This window comes from Pseudomonas sp. C7.1, from assembly GCF_056312395.1.
Map to the genome: position 1 here is coordinate 2,093,794 of NZ_JBWDTL010000003.1, position 19,513 is coordinate 2,113,306.

Below are 19,513 nucleotides of genomic sequence, written 5' to 3' on the forward strand. Positions count from 1 at the left end.
CCACCCCCAAACATAGTAAGTCGCGCAGCGACGTCATCCTTTTAGCCTTCTACCTCTGAGAGAAGGTGGCGCGCAGCGCCGGATGAGGGAAATGGCCTTTGCCCGTCCATCCATGGAACCCGCAATGACCGAACTCGCTTTGATCATGGTCAGCGCCATCCTGGTCAACAACTTCGTGTTGGTCCAGTTCCTTGGCCTGTGTCCCTTTATGGGCGTCTCGAAGAAAATCGAGACGGCCATTGGCCTATCCCTGGCCACCACCTTCGTGCTGACCCTGGCCGCCATGTGCAGCTATCTGGTGCAGCAGTACGTGCTCAAGCCGCTGGATCTGGAATACCTGCGCACCATCAGCTTTATCCTGGTGATCGCGGTCACCGTGCAGTTCACCGAGATGGTGGTCAACAAGACCAGCCCGCTGCTCTACCGCGTGCTGGGCATCTTTCTGCCGCTAATCACCACCAACTGCATCGTTCTCGGCGTCGCTCTGCTCAACGCCAACAAAGCCGAATTCACCTTTATAACCGCCACCGCCAACGGCTTTGCCGCCGGCCTGGGCTTTTCCCTGGTACTGGTGCTGTTCGCTGCCATGCGTGAACGCATCGCGATTGCCGATGTGCCGAAATCCTTCCAGGGCGCGGCCATCGGCATGATCACCGCTGGGCTGATGTCCCTGGCCTTTATGGGCTTTACCGGGCTGATCAAGCTATGAGCCTGGTGCTGATCGCCGTTCTTGCCCTGCTCGCCCTGTGCCTGGTGGCCGGCGCCATCCTCGGCTTCGCGGCCGTGCGCTTTAAGGTCGAGGGCAACCCGATTGCCGAGCAGATCAACGCCCTGCTGCCGCAAACCCAGTGCGGTCAGTGCGGCTATCCGGGCTGCAAGCCCTACGCCGAGGCAATTGCTGGCGGCGACAAGATCAACAAATGCCCGCCCGGCGGCGAAGCAACCATCCAGGCACTGGCCGACTTGCTCGACGTTGAAGCCGAGCCGCTGGACGCCGTGGAAGGCGAAAAGCCGCAGATGGTCGCCTATATCCGCGAAGCCGAATGCATCGGCTGCACCAAGTGCATCCAGGCCTGCCCGGTGGACGCCATCGTCGGCGCGGCCAAGCAGATGCACACGGTGATCGTAAGCGAATGCACCGGTTGCGACCTGTGCGTCGAGCCCTGCCCGGTGGACTGCATCGACATGATCGAAGTGGGCAGTACGGTACAAAGCTGGAAATGGGAAAAACCCCTGCTACCCGGCCAACTGATTGCCAGCGACCGGGAGCAAGCAGCATGAGTGCCATGTCGAAAAACGACATGGACGCAGCGCGGGCAAGCCGCGCTGACGCCATGAAAATCTGGGACATTCCGGGCGGTATTCACCCAGCCGAGCGCAAGGAACTGTCCAACCGCACGCCAATCCAACCGGCCCCGCTGCCCAAGCGCCTGACGCTGCCGCTTAACCAACATATTGGCGCGCCGGCCGAACCGGTTGTGACGGTGGGCGAGCGCGTGCTGAAAGGCCAACTGATCGCCGCCGCCAATGGCTTTGTCAGCGTACCGGTGCATGCGCCGACCTCCGGGACCGTGAGCTTTATTGGCCCGCAACCCTACCCGCATGTTTCCGGCATGCTCGCCCCGGCCATCGTGATCGACAGCGACGGGCTGGATGAATGGACCGAGCTGAACCCACAGCCTGACTACCGCCATCTGGAAAACAGCGCCTTGGTTGAGCTGATTCGCCAGGCAGGCATCAGCGGCCTGGGCGGTGCTGGCTTTCCCACGGCGGTAAAACTCAATGCGCGGCCAACGCAGAAGATCCACACCCTGATCATCAACGGCACCGAATGCGAGCCTTACATTACCGCCGATGACCTGCTGATGCGCGAGCGCGCCAGCGAGCTGATCAGCGGCATCGACATTCTGGTGCAGCTGATCCAGCCGGATCAGGTGCTGATCGGCATCGAAGACAATAAAGCCGAAGCCATCGCCGCCGTGCGTGGCGCGTTGAATGAGCGTAGTTATCAGCTCAAAGTCTTCCCCACCAAGTACCCGTCCGGTGGCGAAAAGCAGCTGATCCAGATTCTCACCGGCGTGGAAGTGCCCAGCGGCGGCCTGCCAGCGGATATCGGCATGCTCTGCCAGAACGTCGGCACCTGCGTGGCCATCCACAACGCGGTGAACCACGGCAAACCGCTGATCTCGCGCATCACCACCCTCACCGGTGAAGCCCTGGCGCAGCCGATGAACGTCGAGGTGCTGCTCGGCACCCCGGTCGGTGAATTGCTGGCGTTTGCCGGCCTCGATCAAGGCAAGCTCAATCGCCTGATTATGGGCGGGCCGATGATGGGCTTCACCCTGCCGGACTTCGCCGTGCCGGTGATCAAGACCACCAACTGCCTGCTGGCCCCGACCACCGCTGAGCTGCCACCGCCGCCGCCGGCTATGCCGTGCATCCGCTGCGGCGAATGCGCCGAAGCCTGCCCGGCCAGCCTGCTGCCGCAGCAGCTGCACTTCTTCGCCATCGGCCAGGAACACGAACAGCTCAAGGCGCACAACCTGTTCGACTGTATCGAGTGCGGTGCCTGCGCCTATGTCTGCCCGTCGAGCATCCCGTTAGTGCAGTACTACCGCGCCGCCAAGGGCGAGATTCGCGACCTGGAACAAAAGCAGCTCAAAGCCGAACAATCGAAGCAGCGCTTCGAGCTGCGCCAGGAACGCCTGCGCCGCGCCGAAGAACAAAAGGAAGCCGAACGCCAGGCCCGCGCCGCCAAAGCGGCGCAAGCCAAGGCCGCCCAGGCTCAAGCCGCACCCGCCGCCAGCGGCGATGCAGCAGCGGCAAAACCGGCCGGCCTAAGTGACGAGCAGAAGAAACTCAAGATTGAAGCCAGCATGGCCCAGGTCGCCCTGAAAAAGGCCGAGAAGCAACTGGCCACCCACGCCAGCCCCGAGCTGCAGGCCCAGGTCGACGAACTGCGCCGCGCTGCAGCCATTGCCCAACAAGCCCTAGACAGCGCCATGGCCACCAACCCACCGGCCCCGGCCGCTGCCCCAGTTGCTGACGATGGCGCACTGAAAAAAGCCAAAATCGACGCGGCCATGCTCCGCGCCCAAGTACGCAAGCTGGAAAAACTTGAAGCACCCAGCGATGAGCAGCAAAGCGAATTGCAGCAACTGCGCAGCCAGCTGGAAGCCGCCGAAAAACTACTGGCCAGCTTGGAAGCCCAGGCGCCGGCAGCTCCCGCAAAAGCGCCTGCTGCAGAAGCCCCCGATCCGCTGAAAAAAGCCAAGATCGAACTGGCGATGAAACGCGCCGAACTGAAAAAGGCCGAGAAAGCCGGCAGCGATGAAGCCGCGCTTGGCAGCCTACGCGAAGCATTGGCGGCGGCCGAGCAGGCACTGCACCAGGCCGAGGATGCATCCGGCAAGCCCGCGCCAGAGCTGGTGCGCACCGACAAGAAGCCAATCGACGAAACCACCCGCGCCTTGAAAACCGAAGTGGCCTTTGCCCGCGCGGACCTGCGCAAACTCGAACGTGACGCCGACAGTCCCGCCGATGCCCTGGCCGCCGCACGCCAGCGCTTGGCCGAAGCAGAGCAGCAGTTAGCAGAGCACCAAAGCCCGTAAATTCGTAGGGTGGGTTAGCCGCAGGCGTAACCCACCAAAGGCAGCCGGACTGCCATAACCGCTGGTCTGACGGCCAGTTGCTGGGTTACGCCGCTACGCGGCTAACCCACCCTACAACAGCTTGTTCAACCGGAGCGCCAATGGCCCTGCCCCGCATCACATCGCCCCACGCCAAGGGCAGCAATCGCACCCAGCAAGTGATGCTGCAGGTGCTGCTGGCTACGGTGCCGGGCATCCTGGCCCTGACCTGGCTGTTCGGTGCCGGCACCCTGATCAATCTGCTGTGGGCCGGCGTCAGCGCCTTGGGCTTTGAAGCAGCCATCCTGGCGCTGCGCAAGCGCCCGGTGCTGTTCTTTCTCAAGGATTACAGCGTATTGGTCACCGCCGTGCTGCTGGCCCTGGCGCTGCCGCCCTACTCGCCCTGGTGGCTGACGCTGGTGGCCATCGGCTTTGCCGTGCTGTTCGGCAAGCAGCTGTATGGCGGCCTGGGGCAGAACCCCTTCAACCCGGCCATGCTCGGCTATGTGGTGGTGCTGATCTCCTTTCCCGTCGAGATGACCAGTTGGCCAACGCCGCATACCGTCGGCCTGCTCGAAGGTCTGCAGCAGATTCTCGGCATCGCCAATCTGCCTGATGGCTGGGCCCAGGCCACCGCCCTGGACGCGCTCAAGGTCAACAAGAGCCTGACCATCGATGAGCTGTGGGCGCAGAACCCGGCGTTCGGCTACCTCGGCGGCGCCGCCACCGAGGCGGTCAACCTGGCCTTCCTCGCCGGCGGTCTGTACCTGCTGCACAAGCGCCTATTCACCTGGCATGCGCCGGTCGGCATGCTCGCAGCCCTGGCCGTGATGAGCCTGCTGTTCTGGAACGGTTCAGGCTCGGACTCCCATGGCTCGCCGCTGTTTCATCTGCTAACCGGCGCAACCATGCTCGGCGCCTTCTTTATCGTCACCGACCCGGTCAGCGGCGCCACCAGTAACCTCGGTCGGCTGATCTTCGGCATCGGCGTGGGCGTGCTGGTCTACGTGATTCGTGCCTGGGGCGGTTACCCCGACGGTGTCGCCTTCGCTGTGTTGCTGATGAACCTGGCAGCCCCGACCATCGACTACTACACGCGGCCGCGCACCTATGGCCACCGCAAGCCGACTCGCGGCTTCAAGTTGGGAGAGTAACCGTGGCCCTGCCTGAAATTAGCCGCTCGATGCTGAAAAACGCCCTGGTGCTCGGGCTGTTTGCCATTGTCACTGTGGGCCTGGTGGCCGTGCTGCAGCAAGCCACCGCCGGACGCATCGCCAACGCCGAGCGCGAAGCCCAGGTGCGCGCCCTGAGCGAGATCCTGCCGCAAGGCAGCTATGACAACCACCTGCTGGATAACAGCATCCAGCTGCACGACCCGCTGCTTGGCAGCAAGTCGCCGCAGACCGCCTATATCGCCCTGAAAGATGGCCAGCCCAGCGCTGTGATCCTGCGCGCCACCGCGCCGGACGGTTACAGCGGCGCAATCCACCTGCTGATCGGCATTCAGGCCGATGGTCGCCTGGCCGGTGTGCGTGTGCTCGGCCACCGGGAAACCCCCGGCCTGGGCGACAAGATCGAACTGGCCAAGAGCGCCTGGATTCGCAGCTTCGACGACAAGTCATTGAGCAACCCAGCCGAAGATGGCTGGGCGGTGAAGAAAGATCGTGGTGAGTTCGACCAGTTTGCCGGCGCCACCATTACCCCCCGCGCAGTGGTCAAGGCGGTACATAAAGCCTTGCAGTATTTCGATGCCAATCAAGAGCAGCTGTTCGCAGCCCAGGTAAAGTCCAATGGCTAGTCCCAGCTATCGCGAGATCACATTCAATGGTCTGTGGAAGAACAACCCGGCCTTGGTGCAACTGCTCGGCCTCTGCCCGCTGCTGGGGGTGAGCAACTCGGCGGTCAACGCCCTCGGCCTGGCCCTGGCCAGCGCCGTGGTGCTGGTCTGCTCCAACACCGCCGTGTCGCTGGTGCGCGACGTGGTCAACACTGCTGTGCGGCTGCCGGCCTTTGTGATGATCATCGCCGCCCTGACCACCTGCATCGAACTGCTGATGCAGGCCTTCACCTACGAGCTGTACCAAATTCTCGGCATCTTTATCCCGTTGATCACCACCAACTGCGTGATCCTCGGCCGCGCCGATGGCTTTGCCGCGAAGAACGATCCGGCCCGCGCCGCCTATGACGGTCTGATGATGGGCCTGGGCTTCGGCGTGGTGCTGGTGATGATCGGCGCCCTGCGCGAGCTATTCGGCACCGGCGCAGTGTTTGCCAATATGCACCTGCTGTTCGGCCCCATCGCCGCCAACTGGCAGCTGACGCTGATCCCCGAATACAAGGGCTTTCTGCTGGCCATCCTGCCGCCCGGCGCCTTTATCGTGCTGGGCCTACTGATCGCCTGCAAAAACCGCGTGGACGAAGTGCTGGCCGAGCGAGCCAAGGCGCAACAGGTCGATACACCGGTACAGAGCCGCCGCGTGCGGGTGACCGGAGTCATCGAGTGAACGCCGCCAAGCGCTACGAGATCTTCCGCCGCCTGCATGAAGACAACCCCGAGCCAAAAACCGAACTGGCCTACAGTTCGCCGTTCGAGCTTTTGGTAGCGGTCACCTTGTCCGCACAGGCCACCGACGTCAGCGTCAACAAGGCCACCGCCAAGCTATTCCCGGTCGCCAATACCCCCGAGGCGATCTACGCCCTGGGCGTCGAAGGCCTAAGCCAGTACATCAAGACCATCGGCCTTTACAACAGCAAGGCAAAGAACGTCATTGAGGCCTGCCGCTTGCTGATCGAAAAGCATGGCAGCCAGGTACCGGATAACCGCGAAGACCTCGAAGCCCTGCCCGGCGTTGGCCGCAAGACCGCCAACGTGGTGCTCAATACCGCGTTCCGTCAGCTGGCCATGGCGGTGGACACGCATATTTTCCGCGTCAGCAACCGCACTGGCATCGCCCCTGGCAAGAATGTGCTGGAGGTGGAAAAAGCTGATGAAATTCGTGCCCAAGGAATTTCTCCTCGATTCACACCACTGGCTGATCCTGCACGGTCGCTACGTGTGCCAGGCGCGCAAGCCGCGCTGTGGCAGCTGCCGTATCGAAGATTTGTGCGAATACAAACAAAAAACCTCCGACGATTGAGCCGCTATTCAGCCGCTCAATCAGCTCATTGAAAAAATCTTTTTTACCCGCTCAGGTTTTGCCGCTATAAGGTGCGCAAATCAGGTTGTGTGAAAACGTAGCGAGCGAAGGTCAGGCAAGGCGGAAACAGGCGAACACGCGGAGTTTACGAGCTGTAAATGAGCAGTGTGAGTCTGTTTCCAACGCAGCATGGCCGAGCGCAGTAGTTTTCACAGCAGCTGAATGGCCCTGGTAGCCTGGAGTGAATTTATGAGCACTGATAAAGAAGAACTTGAGCTCGACGAAGATTTTGTTGCCGAAGAAGCGGATGAAGCCGAAGCACCGGTAGAAGTTGCCAAAACCAACCTGACCAAGCGTCGCATCATCGACAACTTCCTCGAAGAGCGCCGTCTGCACAAGCAATTGGCCGAATACAACTTCGACCTTTAGCCCTGCCAGCAACAACAAAGCCCCGTTACATTGCGGGGCTTTTTTGTTGCTCACCTGCGGTGACGAGTATCCAGCTGAGCATTCGGGTTGAGCAGCACCTCGAAGAAGGCTTTGGCGCAAGTAAGGTCGTTATTGTAGAAATCAGAGGGCCGTCACGAGGGCGCGCGCCTCTTGTCACGTCTTCAAAGGGGCCGGTTGCTTCAGTCAACATCTGTGGTGTTGGTCTGGAGCAAGATATCCATGGCCCAGATCCATTTAGTGACCAGTTCCTCGTGATGCTCCGGATTCGTCACTAACACACTCGATAGCGCCATGCCCCGTAAGAACTCAATGCTCAAAGCAATAACGGCTTCGAGGTTGGGATGATGCCGTACCGCCGAGAAGAGGCCTGCGATGACCCGCTCGCGTTCCCCTCGCGCTTGGCGCTCGGCACTGCGTATGGCCGCCTGGAGTTCACTATCCGTCCTGGACGCTGCCCACAGCTCAAGCTCTGCCATGAACGCAGGCTGGAGACTCATTGACATGAGTATGCGTATCGCACGCTCGATGGGATTCGTAACCGCGGTCATGGTCGTTTCGGCCCGGCACACGGCGTCATCATTGCGGCGAACGAGCTCCTCGATGGTGGCAGAGAGCAGGGCCGCATGCGTAGGGAAGTGATGTAGCAATGCCCCTCGGCTGGTAGCTGATCTCCGCTGCACCTCTAGCGTGGTTGTCTTGGCCACACCTAGCTCAATCAACGATGACACCGCCGCATCAAGCAGGCGCTGCCGAGTGCCTTGCTTTTTCGAGGTGAGAGTCAACCCAGAAGCGCTAATCATATTTTGCATAAGCCTGCATTTACTCGGTGAATGATCGGTTCAGTCAGCATTGACTGTTTTGGTGACGACACATACAGTCAATTCTGACTGTTTCTGATCTATCCACCAACTCTGCGGAGCCGCAAATGCCAACTTTTTCCACTGTCTCCATCGCACAAGATGCTCAAGCCCCAGGAGTTGCTCGGCTGCTCCTCAATCGTCCGGAGCGACTCAACGCAATTACTGACCAGACCCCGCGTGACATTCGGGCGGCCGTGGAGTGGGCGGAGGCCAATGACGAGGTCCACGTGATTATCGTGGAGGGCGCGGGGAAAGGCTTTTGCGGTGGCTACGATCTTGCCGACTCCGCCGAGCAGATGCTTGAGCATCCCTGCCAGCAGGAAAGCAGCCCTTGGGACCCAATGGTCGATTACGCCTTCATGAAGCGCAACACGGAAGACTTCATGAGCCTCTGGAGGTGCAGCAAGCCGACCATCGCCAAGGTGCACGGATACGCTGTGGCCGGAGGCAGCGACATTGCACTTTGCTGCGACCTGTTGGTGATGGCCGAGGACGCCAAGATCGGCTACATGCCGACCCGTGTCTGGGGCTGCCCGACCACTGCCATGTGGACATTCCGCCTCGGTTTCGCGAGGGCCAAGCAGCTCATGTTCACGGGCGATCCCATCGATGGACTCACGGCTGCCGCCTGGGGGCTGGCCAACGAAGTGGTGCCGAGAGAGGACCTGGACGCAGCGACCATGAAACTTGCTGAGCGAATTGCCGGTGTTCCCAAGTCGCATCTGGCCATGCACAAGATGGTAGTGAACCAGGTGATGCTGACCATGGGGCTGGAGCAGACCCAGATGATGGCCACCGTCTTCGATGGCATCACCCGGCACAACCCGGAAGGCGTCTGGTTCCGCCGCTACGCCCAGGCGGAAGGATTCAAGGCCGCCGTACAGTGGCGCGATAGCGGGCGTCCGATCCCTGAGCGGGGGGAGGCTCGTGAACTGATCAAGGAGCTGGAGGCACGATTGAATCAGTAACCCTGCGCCACCACCTCCCTGGCCGATACAAGGCCCAGTAGTCGGCCATCCTGATCGCTGCGTCATCATAGCGGCCTTCTTCGGCCTGCCGCTGTGCAGCGGTTAATCCCTTCAAAAGGACGGAGATACGTTGATGTCTACTGCCTCATCCAACAACAGCTCCTGCATACCATCACGGTCTGGACAAGCGCTGATGGATGACCTGCTGATGGGCGCACATGTGCGATGTAACGACCCTACCGCAAGGCGCGTGACGGTGAGGCGTGACACACCGATTTCCACTGAGAAGCGGGATGAGATCAGACGCACGCTGGCTCGTTTCGAGCTGGAGATGGACGAGTAGAGACGCCCGGAGAAAGGCGTCCTAATTTTGCCAAAAACCCCAGAGTCCACCTACCGAGTTTCCCGATGAAGCAGGGAGTCGCTCAGTCCTTGCGCGATGGCGACAACAGCTCGATTTTGTAGCCATCCGGATCTTCCACAAACGCCAAAATGCTGGTGCCGTGCTTCATCGGCCCCGGCTCACGGGTGATCTTGCCGCCACGGGCACGGATGTCTTCGCAAGCCTTGTACACGTCGGCTACTTCCAGGGCGATATGGCCGTAGCCGCTGCCCAGTTCGTAACTGTCCACACCCCAGTTGTGGGTCAGCTCGATCACGCTATTGTGCGCTTCATCGCCGTAGCCGACGAAGGCTAGGGTGAATTGCCCTTCTGGGTAGTCCTTACGGCGTAACAGGGTCATGCCCAGCACTTCGGTGTAGAACGCGATGGATTTATCCATATCGCCGACGCGCAGCATGGTGTGCAGCAGTCTCATCAGGTGTCTCCTCATCATTGCCCATCTTGCGGGCTTATAAATGCAAACCCCGGCTTATGGCCGGGGCTGTGAGCTTCGTCTGTAGGAGCGAGCTTGCTCGCGATCGCTTCGCGAGCAAGCTCGCTCCTACAACAGCCTTAGAGCATCTTGCGCCCTTTACCCGCCGCGATGCGCATGCGCAGGGCGTTAAGCTTGATAAAGCCGGCTGCGTCCTGCTGGTTGTAGGCACCGCCATCTTCTTCGAAGGTGGCGATATTGGCGTCGAACAGCGAGTCATCGGACTTGCGCCCGGTGATGATCACGTTGCCCTTGTACAGTTTCATGCGCACTACGCCGTTCACGTTGGCCTGGGAGGCGTCGATCATCTGTTGCAGCATCAGACGCTCAGGGCTCCACCAGAAACCGTTATAGATCAAGCTGGCGTACTTGGGCATCAGCTCGTCTTTCAGGTGCGCGACTTCGCGGTCCAGGGTGATCGACTCGATGGCGCGGTGACCTTTGAGCATGATGGTGCCGCCGGGGGTCTCGTAGCAGCCGCGGGACTTCATGCCGACGAAGCGGTTCTCGACGATATCCAGACGACCGATGCCATTCTCGCCGCCGATGCGGTTCAGTTCAGCCAGCACGGTTGCCGGGCTCATTGCCTTACCGTCGATGGCGACGATGTCACCGGCACGGTAGGTCAGCTCAATATAGGTCGGTGCGTCTGGCGCTGCCTCGGGGGAGACAGTCCATTTCCACATGTCTTCTTCGTGCTCGGTCCAGGTGTCTTCCAGCACGCCGCCTTCATAGGAGATGTGCAGCAGGTTTGCATCCATGGAGTACGGCGACTTCTTCTTGCCGTGACGCTCGATTGGGATGGCGTGCTTCTCGGCGTAGTCCATCAGCTTCTCGCGCGACAGCAGGTCCCACTCGCGCCACGGGGCAATCACTTTTACGCCGGGCTTGAGCGCGTAGGCACCCAGCTCGAAACGCACCTGGTCGTTGCCCTTGCCAGTGGCGCCGTGGGAAATGGCGTCGGCACCGGTCTCGTTGGCGATTTCGATCAGGCGCTTGGCAATCAGCGGACGGGCGATGGAGGTGCCCAGCAGGTACTCGCCTTCGTAGACGGTGTTGGCGCGGAACATCGGGTAGACGAAATCGCGCACGAACTCTTCGCGCAGGTCGTCGATGTAAATTTCTTTAACGCCCATGGCCTGAGCCTTGGCGCGGGCCGGCTCGACTTCCTCACCCTGGCCGAGGTCCGCAGTGAAGGTCACCACTTCGCAGTTATAGGTGTCTTGCAGCCACTTGAGGATCACGGAAGTGTCCAGGCCACCGGAATATGCCAGGACTACCTTGTTTACGTCGGCCATGCCATCAACTCCACGGGGTTGTGCGGGAAAACCCGTGATTCTACTGCCCATGCCGCCTGATTTACAGAGGCGCGACAGCTTGTGACGACCAAGCGACGGATAATTGTTGGACAACAGAGGCGTAGCAGGCGCTAGGAGCCTGTCGGGCTTGACCGTTCGTAGCGAGGGAAAGTCCGGATCGAGTCAGTTTTGTTGGTCTTTCGAGGCGAATAGCGAGCTATTTAACGAGAAAGAGCAGCAAAAATGGCCGAGTCCGGCTTTTCCGCAGTAGAACAGTGTCAAGTCCGACAGGCTCCTAGAGGGTCGTTGAAAACATAGGTAGTTCTTCAACGGCCGCCTAGGAGGTGGCAGCAGGGTCAGCCGCAGCAGGCCCAGGCTCGGTGGTCGGCGCAGGGGGCACTGCCGCTTCCGGCACTCGGTCGAGAAGAATGCTTACCCGGCGATTCTTCGCCCGATTGGCTTCATTGTTATTGGGCGCCACCGGGTAGCGCTCACCATGAAAACGCAGGGTGATCTGCTCGGCGGGAATACCGCTGGCCTTGAGGTATTCCATCACCGCCAGCGCGCGGCGGCGCGACAAGTCGCGGTTGGTCAGGCGATTGCCGCTATTGTCAGCATGGCCATCGAGCTGGATGCGATTAACGCTGGGGTCGGCCTTGAGAAAGCTCAGAATAATATCCAGCTTGGCCTGGGCCAGCGGTTCAAGATTGATACCGCCGCCCGGAAAGCCGACCTGACTCTTGCGGACCTGATCGAAATTCACCGGCAGCAACTTGGCCGTGCACGCTAAGTACTCGTTGTAAGCCTTGTTGAATTTGGCCGGCAGCAAACGCACCTCAACCGCATCACCACCCACGGCGGCGCGATGTTTCACCACGGGGCTGCGCCCTTCCAGCAAGCCGGTGAGCAAACGTGCGCCCTGCTCCTGGGAACTGTTGAAGAGCACCTCGGCGGGCACCACGTTGACCGAGCCTAGGTTGATATCACCGCGCCCTGGCTGCCAGGGCGCCGCTGCTGCCAGCAAGGTAGCATTACCGGCCCCCAGCCAGCGTTCACGGGCTTTCAGGCTGAAAGTGACCTGTTCGCCCGCCCGACGCACAAACACCCCGGAGCCGAAATCGGTGATAGGTTGCGACAGACGGCACTCGAACTGATCGCCTTCGACCTGCCACTCGATCTTCTCCAGGCGGGTCTGGAAACTGATGGCCAGGACGGGCTGGCTTGCCAGCAGGCAAAAAACCACGAGCGGATAGGGTCGCACGACAGACTCCAGGGAATACGGCTTACCCTCTGTCTATCGGTGCCACGGCGGAAAACTTGAGCAGCGCTTTATACCGCTTGTACAGACAGGGCCACAGTACAACCCTGCCTTCAGTCAGCTTTACCCGCCATGCCCGCTTTCAGCGTGCTGCCTGGGGGCTTTTCCGGTAGCATTCTCGCCACGTTTTGCCCGCCTGGAAGCTTCCATGACTGACCGCCTTACCCTGCTGCGTCCCGACGACTGGCACATCCACCTGCGCGACGGTGGCGTTCTGCCGTATACCGTCGCCGATGTAGCCCGCACCTTCGGCCGCGCCATCATCATGCCCAACCTGGTGCCGCCGGTGCGCAACGCCAGCGAAGCCGATGCTTATCGCCAGCGCATTCTCAGCGCCCGACCTGCCGGTAGCCGCTTCGAGCCGCTGATGGTGCTGTACCTCACCGACCTGACCCAGCCTGACGATGTGCGCACGGCCAAGGCCTCGGGCTTTGTCCATGCGGCCAAGCTCTACCCGGCCGGCGCGACCACCAACTCCGACTCTGGCGTAACCAGCATCGACACGATTTTCCCGGTGCTCGAAGCCATGGCCGAAGTTGGCCTGCCGCTGCTGGTGCACGGCGAAGTGGCGCGCAGCGAGATCGATGTATTCGACCGCGAGAAGGCCTTTATTAATGAGCATCTGGTACGGGTGGTGGAGCGTTTCCCGACCCTGAAAGTGGTGTTCGAACACATCACCACCCGCGATGCGGTTGAGTTTGTGCAAAGCGCTTCGGCCAACGTCGGCGCGACCATTACCGCCCACCACCTGTTGTACAACCGCAACCATATGCTGGTTGGCGGTATTCGTCCGCACTTCTACTGCCTGCCGATCCTCAAGCGCAACACTCATCAGGACGCCCTGCTGGATGCGGCTACCAGTGGTAACGCCAAGTTCTTCCTCGGCACCGACTCGGCGCCGCACGCCAAGCACGCCAAGGAAGCCGCTTGCGGCTGCGCCGGCTGCTACACCGCCTATGCGGCCATCGAGATGTATGCCGAGGCCTTCGAACAGCGCAATGCGCTGGACAAACTGGAAGCTTTCGCCAGCCTCAACGGCCCGGATTTCTATGGCCTGCCGCGTAACAGCGACACCATCACCCTGGTGCGTGAAGACTGGACCGCACCGGCCAGCTTGCCGCTGGGCGATCAAACCGTTATCCCGCTGCGCGCCGGTGAAACCCTGCGCTGGCGTTTGCTGGAGCGCCAAGCGTGAGTGAAGACCTGTACGACGACGAAACCGAGAACAATAGCCATTCAGCCCCGCGCCACCCGATGGCCGCGCGCTTTCGTGGCTACCTGCCGGTAGTCGTGGATGTGGAAACCGGCGGCTTCAATTGCACCACCGATGCCTTGCTGGAGATTGCCGCCACCACCATCGGCATGGACGAAGGCGGTTTTCTTTATCCGGAGCACACCCAATTTTTCCGCATCGAACCGTTTGAAGGCGCAAATATCGAACAGGCGGCGCTGGACTTCACCGGCATCAAACTTGACCACCCGCTGCGTATGGCAGTCAGCGAAGAACATGCACTGACGGAAATCTTCCGTGGTCTGCGCAAGTCGTTGAAAGCCAACGGCTGCAAACGGGCGATTCTGGTCGGCCACAACAGCAGTTTCGACCTGGGCTTTCTTAACGCGGCAGTGGCCCGTTGCGAGATCAAGCGCAACCCCTTCCACCCCTTTTCGAGCTTCGACACCGCCACCCTGGCCGGCTTGGCTTACGGCCAGACCGTACTGGCCAAGGCCTGTCAAGCCGCCGGCATCGACTTCGACGGCAAGGAAGCACACTCGGCTCGTTACGACACCGAAAAGACTGCCGAGCTGTTCTGCGGCATCGTCAATCGCTGGAAGGAGATGGGCGGCTGGATGGACTTCGACGAGTAAGTAGGTGCAAGGCAACGATCTGCTGCGCGTCGGCCCTGCCCAATAAAAAGCCCCGCACTTGGCGGGGCTTTTTATTGCTTCAGGAGCAGCGCAGGCCAGGCCTGCGCTGCTTCTCTCAGGCGCTTTGCGCCAAGTCCATCAACTCGCGGTTAGCCACGGCGTACATGGCGTAATCGGTGTTGGTGGCCGCGCGCAGTTCGCCCAACATGACCTTCCAGCGGTCCACCAGACGGCGGTGTTGATCCAGCCACACGGCGGCGCGCTCTTCGATATCCGCTGGGCCTTCGGCCATTTGCAGGACCGACACGGTGATGGCGCGCTGCTGCCAGTCCAGGTCATCGCGGAAGGCTTCACGGGCCAGCGCTTGCCAGTTGTTTTCCACCGGCAGGCTGGTGATCTGCTGCAAGTACCAGGACAGCTCCAACGACCCGCCAACGGCGAAGTACGCCGCCGCGACCCGATCCGGCTCCTGCCCGGTCACGTCCGACGCTTCGATGATTGGCAGCAGGGTGTACAGATGGCTGGTACCGGCGACCACGCGCGCCAGCTCTTCTGGCACGCCGGCTTCGACATACGCCTGGAAGCGCGCCAGCCACTGTTCACGGGCCGGACCTTCGAGCAGCTCGTCCAGACGGCCGACCAGTGCTTCGATGCGCGGCGCAAAATGCGCCACATCGCGGGCAGCGTCCAGATCATTGCGGCGGTTGCGCAGGAACCAGCGGGTAGTACGGCGGCCCAGACGCATCAGCTCGTCCATCAACTGCAACTGCAGCTCGGCAGGCACTTTGTAGTCCAGCGCTTCGATCTGCTGCCACCAATGCGGCAGGCGGAACAGGTCACGCACAATCACATAGGCACCGGCGACATTCGCCGCGCTCATACCAGTGGACTCCTTCAAGCGCTGCACGAAGGTGATGCCCATATGGTTGACCAGATCGTTGGCGATCTGCGTGCTGACGATCTCGCGCTTGAGGCGATGGCGACGCATCTGTTCGCCAAACTTCTTCGCTAACAGCGGCGGGAAGGCGGTTTCCATCTCGCGCGCCAGGTACTCATCGTCCGGCACCAGGGATTTGAGCAGCGATTCCTTGAGGTCGATCTTGCTATAGGAGATCAATACCGACAGCTCTGGCCGGGTCAGGCCCAAACCATTGGCGGCGCGCTCGTTAAGCTCGTCATCGGTGGGCAGAAACTCCAGAGCGCGGTCCAGTTTGCCGGCCGCTTCCAAGGCGCTCATCAGGCGCTTGTATTCGCCCACCCGCTCGCGAGCACGGCGCTCGGCCAGCGACAACGCCTGGGTCTGCTTGTAGTTGTTGCCCAGCACCAGACCGCCAACCGCATCGGTCATTTCCACCAGCAGCTTGTTGCGCTGCTTGCCGGTCATATCACCAGCGCCGACGATTTCGCCGAGCAGAATCTTGATGTTCACCTCATGGTCGGAGCAGTCCACACCACCGGCGTTGTCGATAAAGTCGGTGTTGCTCTTGCCGCCATTGAGGCCGTACTCGACGCGACCCAGTTGGGTCATGCCGAGGTTACCGCCCTCGCCCACTACCTTGGCGCGCAGCTCGCGACCATCCACGCGCAGCAAGTCGTTGGCCTTGTCGCCAACATCGGCATGGCTTTCCTTGCTCGATTTGACATAGGTGCCGATACCGCCGTTCCACAGCAGGTCTACCGGGGCTTTGAGTAAAGCGTTCAGCAGCTCATTCGGCGCCAGCTTGTCGGCACTGATATCGAAGCGCTCTTTCATCTGCGCACTGATGACGATGCTCTTGGCGCTGCGCAGGAAGATGCCGCCGCCCTGGGAGATCAGCGCGGTATCGTAATCGGCCCAACTGGAACGTGGCAGGTCGAACAGACGCTGGCGCTCGACAAAGGTTTTGCCCGCATCCGGATTGGGGTCGATAAAGATGTGCATATGGTTAAAGGCGGCCACCAGCTGCAGCTTGTCCGACAGCAGCAAGCCGTTGCCGAATACATCACCGGCCATATCGCCGATGCCGATCACCGTGGTGTGGTCCTGCTGCACGTCGATGCCGCGCTCGCGGAAGTGACGCTGCACCGAGACCCAGGCGCCTTTGGCGGTAATACCCATACCCTTGTGGTCGTAACCGGCCGAACCACCAGAAGCAAAGGCATCGTCCAGCCAAAAACCGTACTCGGCAGCAATGCCGTTGGCGATATCGGAGAAGGTCGCGGTGCCTTTGTCCGCCGCCACCACCAGATAAGGATCATCGCCATCGTGGCGCACCACGTTGGCCGGCGGCACTACGGCGCCGTCTTTCAGGTTATCGGTGATATCCAGCAGGCCCGAGATAAAGATGCGATAGCAGGCAATGCCCTCAGCCAGCACTTCATCACGGCCGCCGCCAACCGGCATACGACGTGGCACGAAGCCGCCCTTGGCACCCATGGGCACGATCACCGCGTTCTTCACCTGCTGGGCCTTGACTAGGCCGAGTACTTCGGTGCGGAAATCTTCCTCGCGGTCCGACCAGCGCAGGCCGCCACGGGCGACGTCACCAAAGCGCAGGTGCACACCCTCGACTCGCGGCGAGTAAACGAAGACTTCGAACTTGGGCGTGGGCCGTGGGATCTCCGGAATCGCCCGAGGGTTGAGTTTGAAGCTGAAGTAGCTCTTCGGCGCGCCACTGGCGTCGGCTTGATAGAAGTTGGTGCGCAGGGTGGCCTTGATCAGGTCCAGGTAGCGGCGCAGGATGCGGTCTTCGTTGAGCACCGCAACGTTGTCCAGCGCGGCGAGAATCGCCTGCTCGAGCTTCTGTTGCTTGCTTTCCAGGTCTTCGCTGGTGAGCTTGCGTGCCAGGTAGAAGCGCGTTTTAAACAGGCGCACCAGCTCCTTGGCGATATCCGCGTGATTGACCAGGGTGCTGGCGATGTAGCTGAGGTCGAAGCCCAGGCGAATCTGCTTGAGGTAACGGGCATAGGCACGCAGCAGCGCTACATCACGCCACGGCATGGCCGCCATCAGCACCAGACGGTTGAAGCCGTCGTTCTCCGCTGTACCACCGACGATGTTGACGAAGGCGCCCTGCAAGGTGTCATTGAGCTGCTGAATGTCGACATTCAGGCCTTCGGCGTAAGTGAAGGCAAAGTCGTGAATCCAGAACTCGCGGCCGTCATTGCGGCGCAGTTTGTAGGGGAACTCGCCCAGCACGCGCAGGCCGAGATTTTCCAGAATCGGCAGCACGTCCGACAGCGGTAACGGCGTATCGGCGTGGTACAGCTTGCAGTGCAGCTGTTGACCGGCCTGGGTCAGCGGCTGGTAGAAGCTCATCACCAACTGGCGCTCATTGTTCAGGCTGAGCAGGTGCTGCATGTCCACCACCGCCGAGTGCGGGGCGAAACGCTCGCGATAGCCGGCTGGGAAGCCGCCGGGAAATTCGCTGAGCACTTCTGTGCCCTGGGCTTCGCCGAGGCTTTCGACGATCAGGCTGGTGTAGTCGTCTTTCCACGAACGGCAGGCCTGGATCACTTCCTTTTCCAGGCGCAGCGGATCGATCTGCACGCGGTTTTTCGGGTCGACCTTGAGAATGAACTGCACCCGCGCCAGCACCGACTCGGAGAAGAAGGTCCAGAACTCGCAATCGGTGGCCTGCAGGCGCTCCATCAGCACTTGCTGGATTTTCATCCGGGTTTCGGTGGAGTACACATCGCGCGGCACATAGGCCAGGCAGTAGCAAAAGCGGCCATAAGGATCGCGGCGCAAGAACACGCGAATCTTGTTGCGTTCCTGGATCTGCACAATCGCCATGGTGGTATTGAACAGCTCATCCACCGGGGTCTGGAACAGGTCGTCACGCGGCAGCACTTCCAGGACTTGAGCCAGCTCCTTGCCCAGGTGCGCGCTGCTGTCGAAACCGGAACGTTGCTTGATCACCGCCACCTTGCGGCGGATAAACGGAATGCTCCATACGCTTTCGGCATACACCGCAGAGGTGTACAGGCCCATAAAGCGGCATTCCTTGATCACATTGCCCTTGGCGTCCAGCTCGCGAATCGACACCAAGTCAGGGTAGGCCGGACGGTGCACGCGGCTCGGCACGGCGGCCTTGGCGAAGGACAGCAGCTGCGGCTCACGCAGGTAAGCTACCGCTTCAGGCTCGATATGCAGTTCATCGGTCTTGAGACCGCTGCGCAGACGCTTGGACATGCCCAGCAAGGACTTCTCGTCGTACACCATGCTGCTGCCGCCAGCGCTGTCGGCGACGGTGAATTCTTCATAGCCGAGGAAGGTGAAGTGGTCGTCGAGCAACCAGCTCATAAACACCTTGATCTCTTCCAGCTCGGCGCCTTCAACCTTGAGCTTGGCCTTGTCCAGCCAGGCCAGCAGCTCTTTGGCCTTGGCTTTCATCGGTTGGAAGTCGGCAACGCTCAGGCGTACATCGCTGAATACTTCGTGCAGGTCTTTTTCCAGGGCCTTCAATTCACCGGCGCTGGAGCAGCGGTCAATTTCCAGGAACATCAGTGCTTCCTGCTGCACATCCTTGCCCTGGGCACCTTTGGGCAGAATTTCCTGCAGTTCGCCGCTCTTGTTGCGGCGCACACTGAACACGCTGTTCTGCAGGGTGTGGATGCTGTAACCGCGACGGTTCAGCTCCATGCGTACCGAGTCGACCAGAAACGGAATATCACTGTGCAGAATTTCCACAGCGCTGTGGGTCGACTGCCAGCCGTGTTTTTCATAATCGGGGTTGAATACCCGCACTTCGGGTTTGACCGCCTCGAAACGCTCCAGCAACCGCCAGGACGACAAGGTGCAGCCGACCAGATCAGAGAGGCGACGCTGGGTCAGCTCCTCGAGGGCGATGATGCCGAAGAATTGCTCGGCGAACAGGGCTACCTGTGGCAGAGCCTGTTCACTGACGTGCTGCGCCAGGGCCGTTTGCAGGTGATGCTGAAAATCGGCTTTGCTGGCCGCCGTAAAGAACGCCATGGGTTTGCTCCGTTTGGCTTGTTATTCGACAGGGGACTCGATCAAGGCAGTCGCGAGTAATGACCTCCGCCACAACCTTGTTGTTCAACGTTAGTCTAGGAGGCAGTGATTGCATTAAAGTGGCTGCCACTTAACTCTGGCGAGATTCAAGACTC

15 protein-coding genes and 1 pseudogene are annotated in these 19,513 nt (G+C 60.8%); 11 read left to right on the plus strand and 5 right to left on the minus strand.

Annotated features, from left to right (window positions below; genetic code table 11):
* Positions 1 to 124 precede the first annotated feature (124 nt).
* The 8 genes and pseudogenes from rsxA (at position 125) to AC0T4W_RS13285 (ending at position 7,195) form a co-directional block, all read left to right on the plus strand.
* A complete protein-coding gene (gene rsxA, locus AC0T4W_RS13250) occupies positions 125 to 709 on the plus strand; it encodes an electron transport complex subunit RsxA (RefSeq protein WP_160346121.1) in 585 nt (194 codons plus the stop codon).
* Positions 706 to 1,281, plus strand: coding sequence for an electron transport complex subunit RsxB (rsxB, locus tag AC0T4W_RS13255; RefSeq protein WP_430697557.1), 576 nt, complete (start codon positions 706 to 708; stop codon positions 1,279 to 1,281). Before rsxA ends, rsxB begins: the two co-directional genes overlap by 4 nt.
* Entirely contained in the window at positions 1,278 to 3,611 is a 2,334-nt protein-coding gene (gene rsxC / locus AC0T4W_RS13260) for an electron transport complex subunit RsxC (RefSeq protein ID WP_476319571.1), read from the plus strand. The genes rsxB and rsxC overlap by 4 nt, the downstream gene beginning before the upstream one ends.
* 140 nt (positions 3,612 to 3,751) lie before the next feature.
* Complete coding sequence (locus AC0T4W_RS13265; RefSeq protein ID WP_476319573.1) at positions 3,752 to 4,783, plus strand: RnfABCDGE type electron transport complex subunit D; 1,032 nt, start codon at positions 3,752 to 3,754, stop codon at positions 4,781 to 4,783.
* 29 nt (positions 4,784 to 4,812) lie between these two features.
* Entirely contained in the window at positions 4,813 to 5,427 is a 615-nt protein-coding gene (gene rsxG / locus AC0T4W_RS13270; RefSeq protein WP_476323654.1) for an electron transport complex subunit RsxG, read from the plus strand.
* On the plus strand, positions 5,420 to 6,133 hold the full coding sequence (locus tag AC0T4W_RS13275; RefSeq protein ID WP_476319575.1) for an electron transport complex subunit E: 714 nt from the start codon (positions 5,420 to 5,422) through the stop codon (positions 6,131 to 6,133). The genes rsxG and AC0T4W_RS13275 overlap by 8 nt, the downstream gene beginning before the upstream one ends.
* Positions 6,130 to 6,766, plus strand: a pseudogene (nth, locus tag AC0T4W_RS13280) (endonuclease III). Before AC0T4W_RS13275 ends, nth begins: the two are co-directional and overlap by 4 nt.
* 249 nt (positions 6,767 to 7,015) lie before the next feature.
* Complete coding sequence (locus AC0T4W_RS13285) at positions 7,016 to 7,195, plus strand: PA3496 family putative envelope integrity protein (RefSeq protein ID WP_476319577.1); 180 nt, start codon at positions 7,016 to 7,018, stop codon at positions 7,193 to 7,195.
* A 200-nt stretch (positions 7,196 to 7,395) separates the two neighbouring features.
* Here AC0T4W_RS13285 and AC0T4W_RS13290 read toward each other — a convergent pair whose 3' ends face one another.
* Positions 7,396 to 8,025, minus strand: a complete 630-nt coding sequence (locus AC0T4W_RS13290) for a TetR/AcrR family transcriptional regulator (RefSeq protein ID WP_476319579.1) — start codon at positions 8,023 to 8,025, stop codon at positions 7,396 to 7,398.
* 116 nt (positions 8,026 to 8,141) lie between these two features.
* Between AC0T4W_RS13290 and AC0T4W_RS13295 the strand changes: the two genes are divergently transcribed.
* Positions 8,142 to 9,044, plus strand: a complete 903-nt coding sequence (locus AC0T4W_RS13295; protein ID WP_476319581.1) for a crotonase/enoyl-CoA hydratase family protein — start codon at positions 8,142 to 8,144, stop codon at positions 9,042 to 9,044.
* 425 nt (positions 9,045 to 9,469) lie between these two features.
* Here the strand turns inward: AC0T4W_RS13295 and gloA are convergent, their stop codons facing one another.
* From gloA to AC0T4W_RS13310, 3 genes are all read right to left on the minus strand, one after another.
* On the minus strand, positions 9,470 to 9,862 hold the full coding sequence (gene gloA / locus AC0T4W_RS13300; RefSeq protein WP_476319583.1) for a lactoylglutathione lyase: 393 nt from the start codon (positions 9,860 to 9,862) through the stop codon (positions 9,470 to 9,472).
* A 137-nt stretch (positions 9,863 to 9,999) separates the two neighbouring features.
* A complete protein-coding gene (locus AC0T4W_RS13305) occupies positions 10,000 to 11,217 on the minus strand; it encodes an argininosuccinate synthase (protein WP_476319586.1) in 1,218 nt (405 codons plus the stop codon).
* A 337-nt stretch (positions 11,218 to 11,554) separates the two neighbouring features.
* Complete coding sequence (locus AC0T4W_RS13310; protein WP_476319588.1) at positions 11,555 to 12,478, minus strand: flagellar protein MotY; 924 nt, start codon at positions 12,476 to 12,478, stop codon at positions 11,555 to 11,557.
* A gap of 205 nt (positions 12,479 to 12,683) precedes the next feature.
* Here AC0T4W_RS13310 and pyrC point away from each other — a divergent pair, with 205 nt between their 5' ends.
* Together pyrC and rnt are read left to right on the plus strand one after the other, a co-directional pair.
* Positions 12,684 to 13,730, plus strand: a complete 1,047-nt coding sequence (pyrC, locus tag AC0T4W_RS13315) for a dihydroorotase (RefSeq protein ID WP_476319590.1) — start codon at positions 12,684 to 12,686, stop codon at positions 13,728 to 13,730.
* The gene (gene rnt / locus AC0T4W_RS13320; RefSeq protein ID WP_476319592.1) at positions 13,727 to 14,401 is read left to right on the plus strand and encodes a ribonuclease T; all 675 of its coding nucleotides are present in this window, start codon (positions 13,727 to 13,729) and stop codon (positions 14,399 to 14,401) included. Before pyrC ends, rnt begins: the two co-directional genes overlap by 4 nt.
* Before the next feature lie 115 nt (positions 14,402 to 14,516).
* Here rnt and AC0T4W_RS13325 read toward each other — a convergent pair whose 3' ends face one another.
* A complete protein-coding gene (locus AC0T4W_RS13325) occupies positions 14,517 to 19,358 on the minus strand; it encodes an NAD-glutamate dehydrogenase (RefSeq protein WP_476319594.1) in 4,842 nt (1,613 codons plus the stop codon).
* Between the last annotated feature and the right edge of the window lie 155 nt (positions 19,359 to 19,513).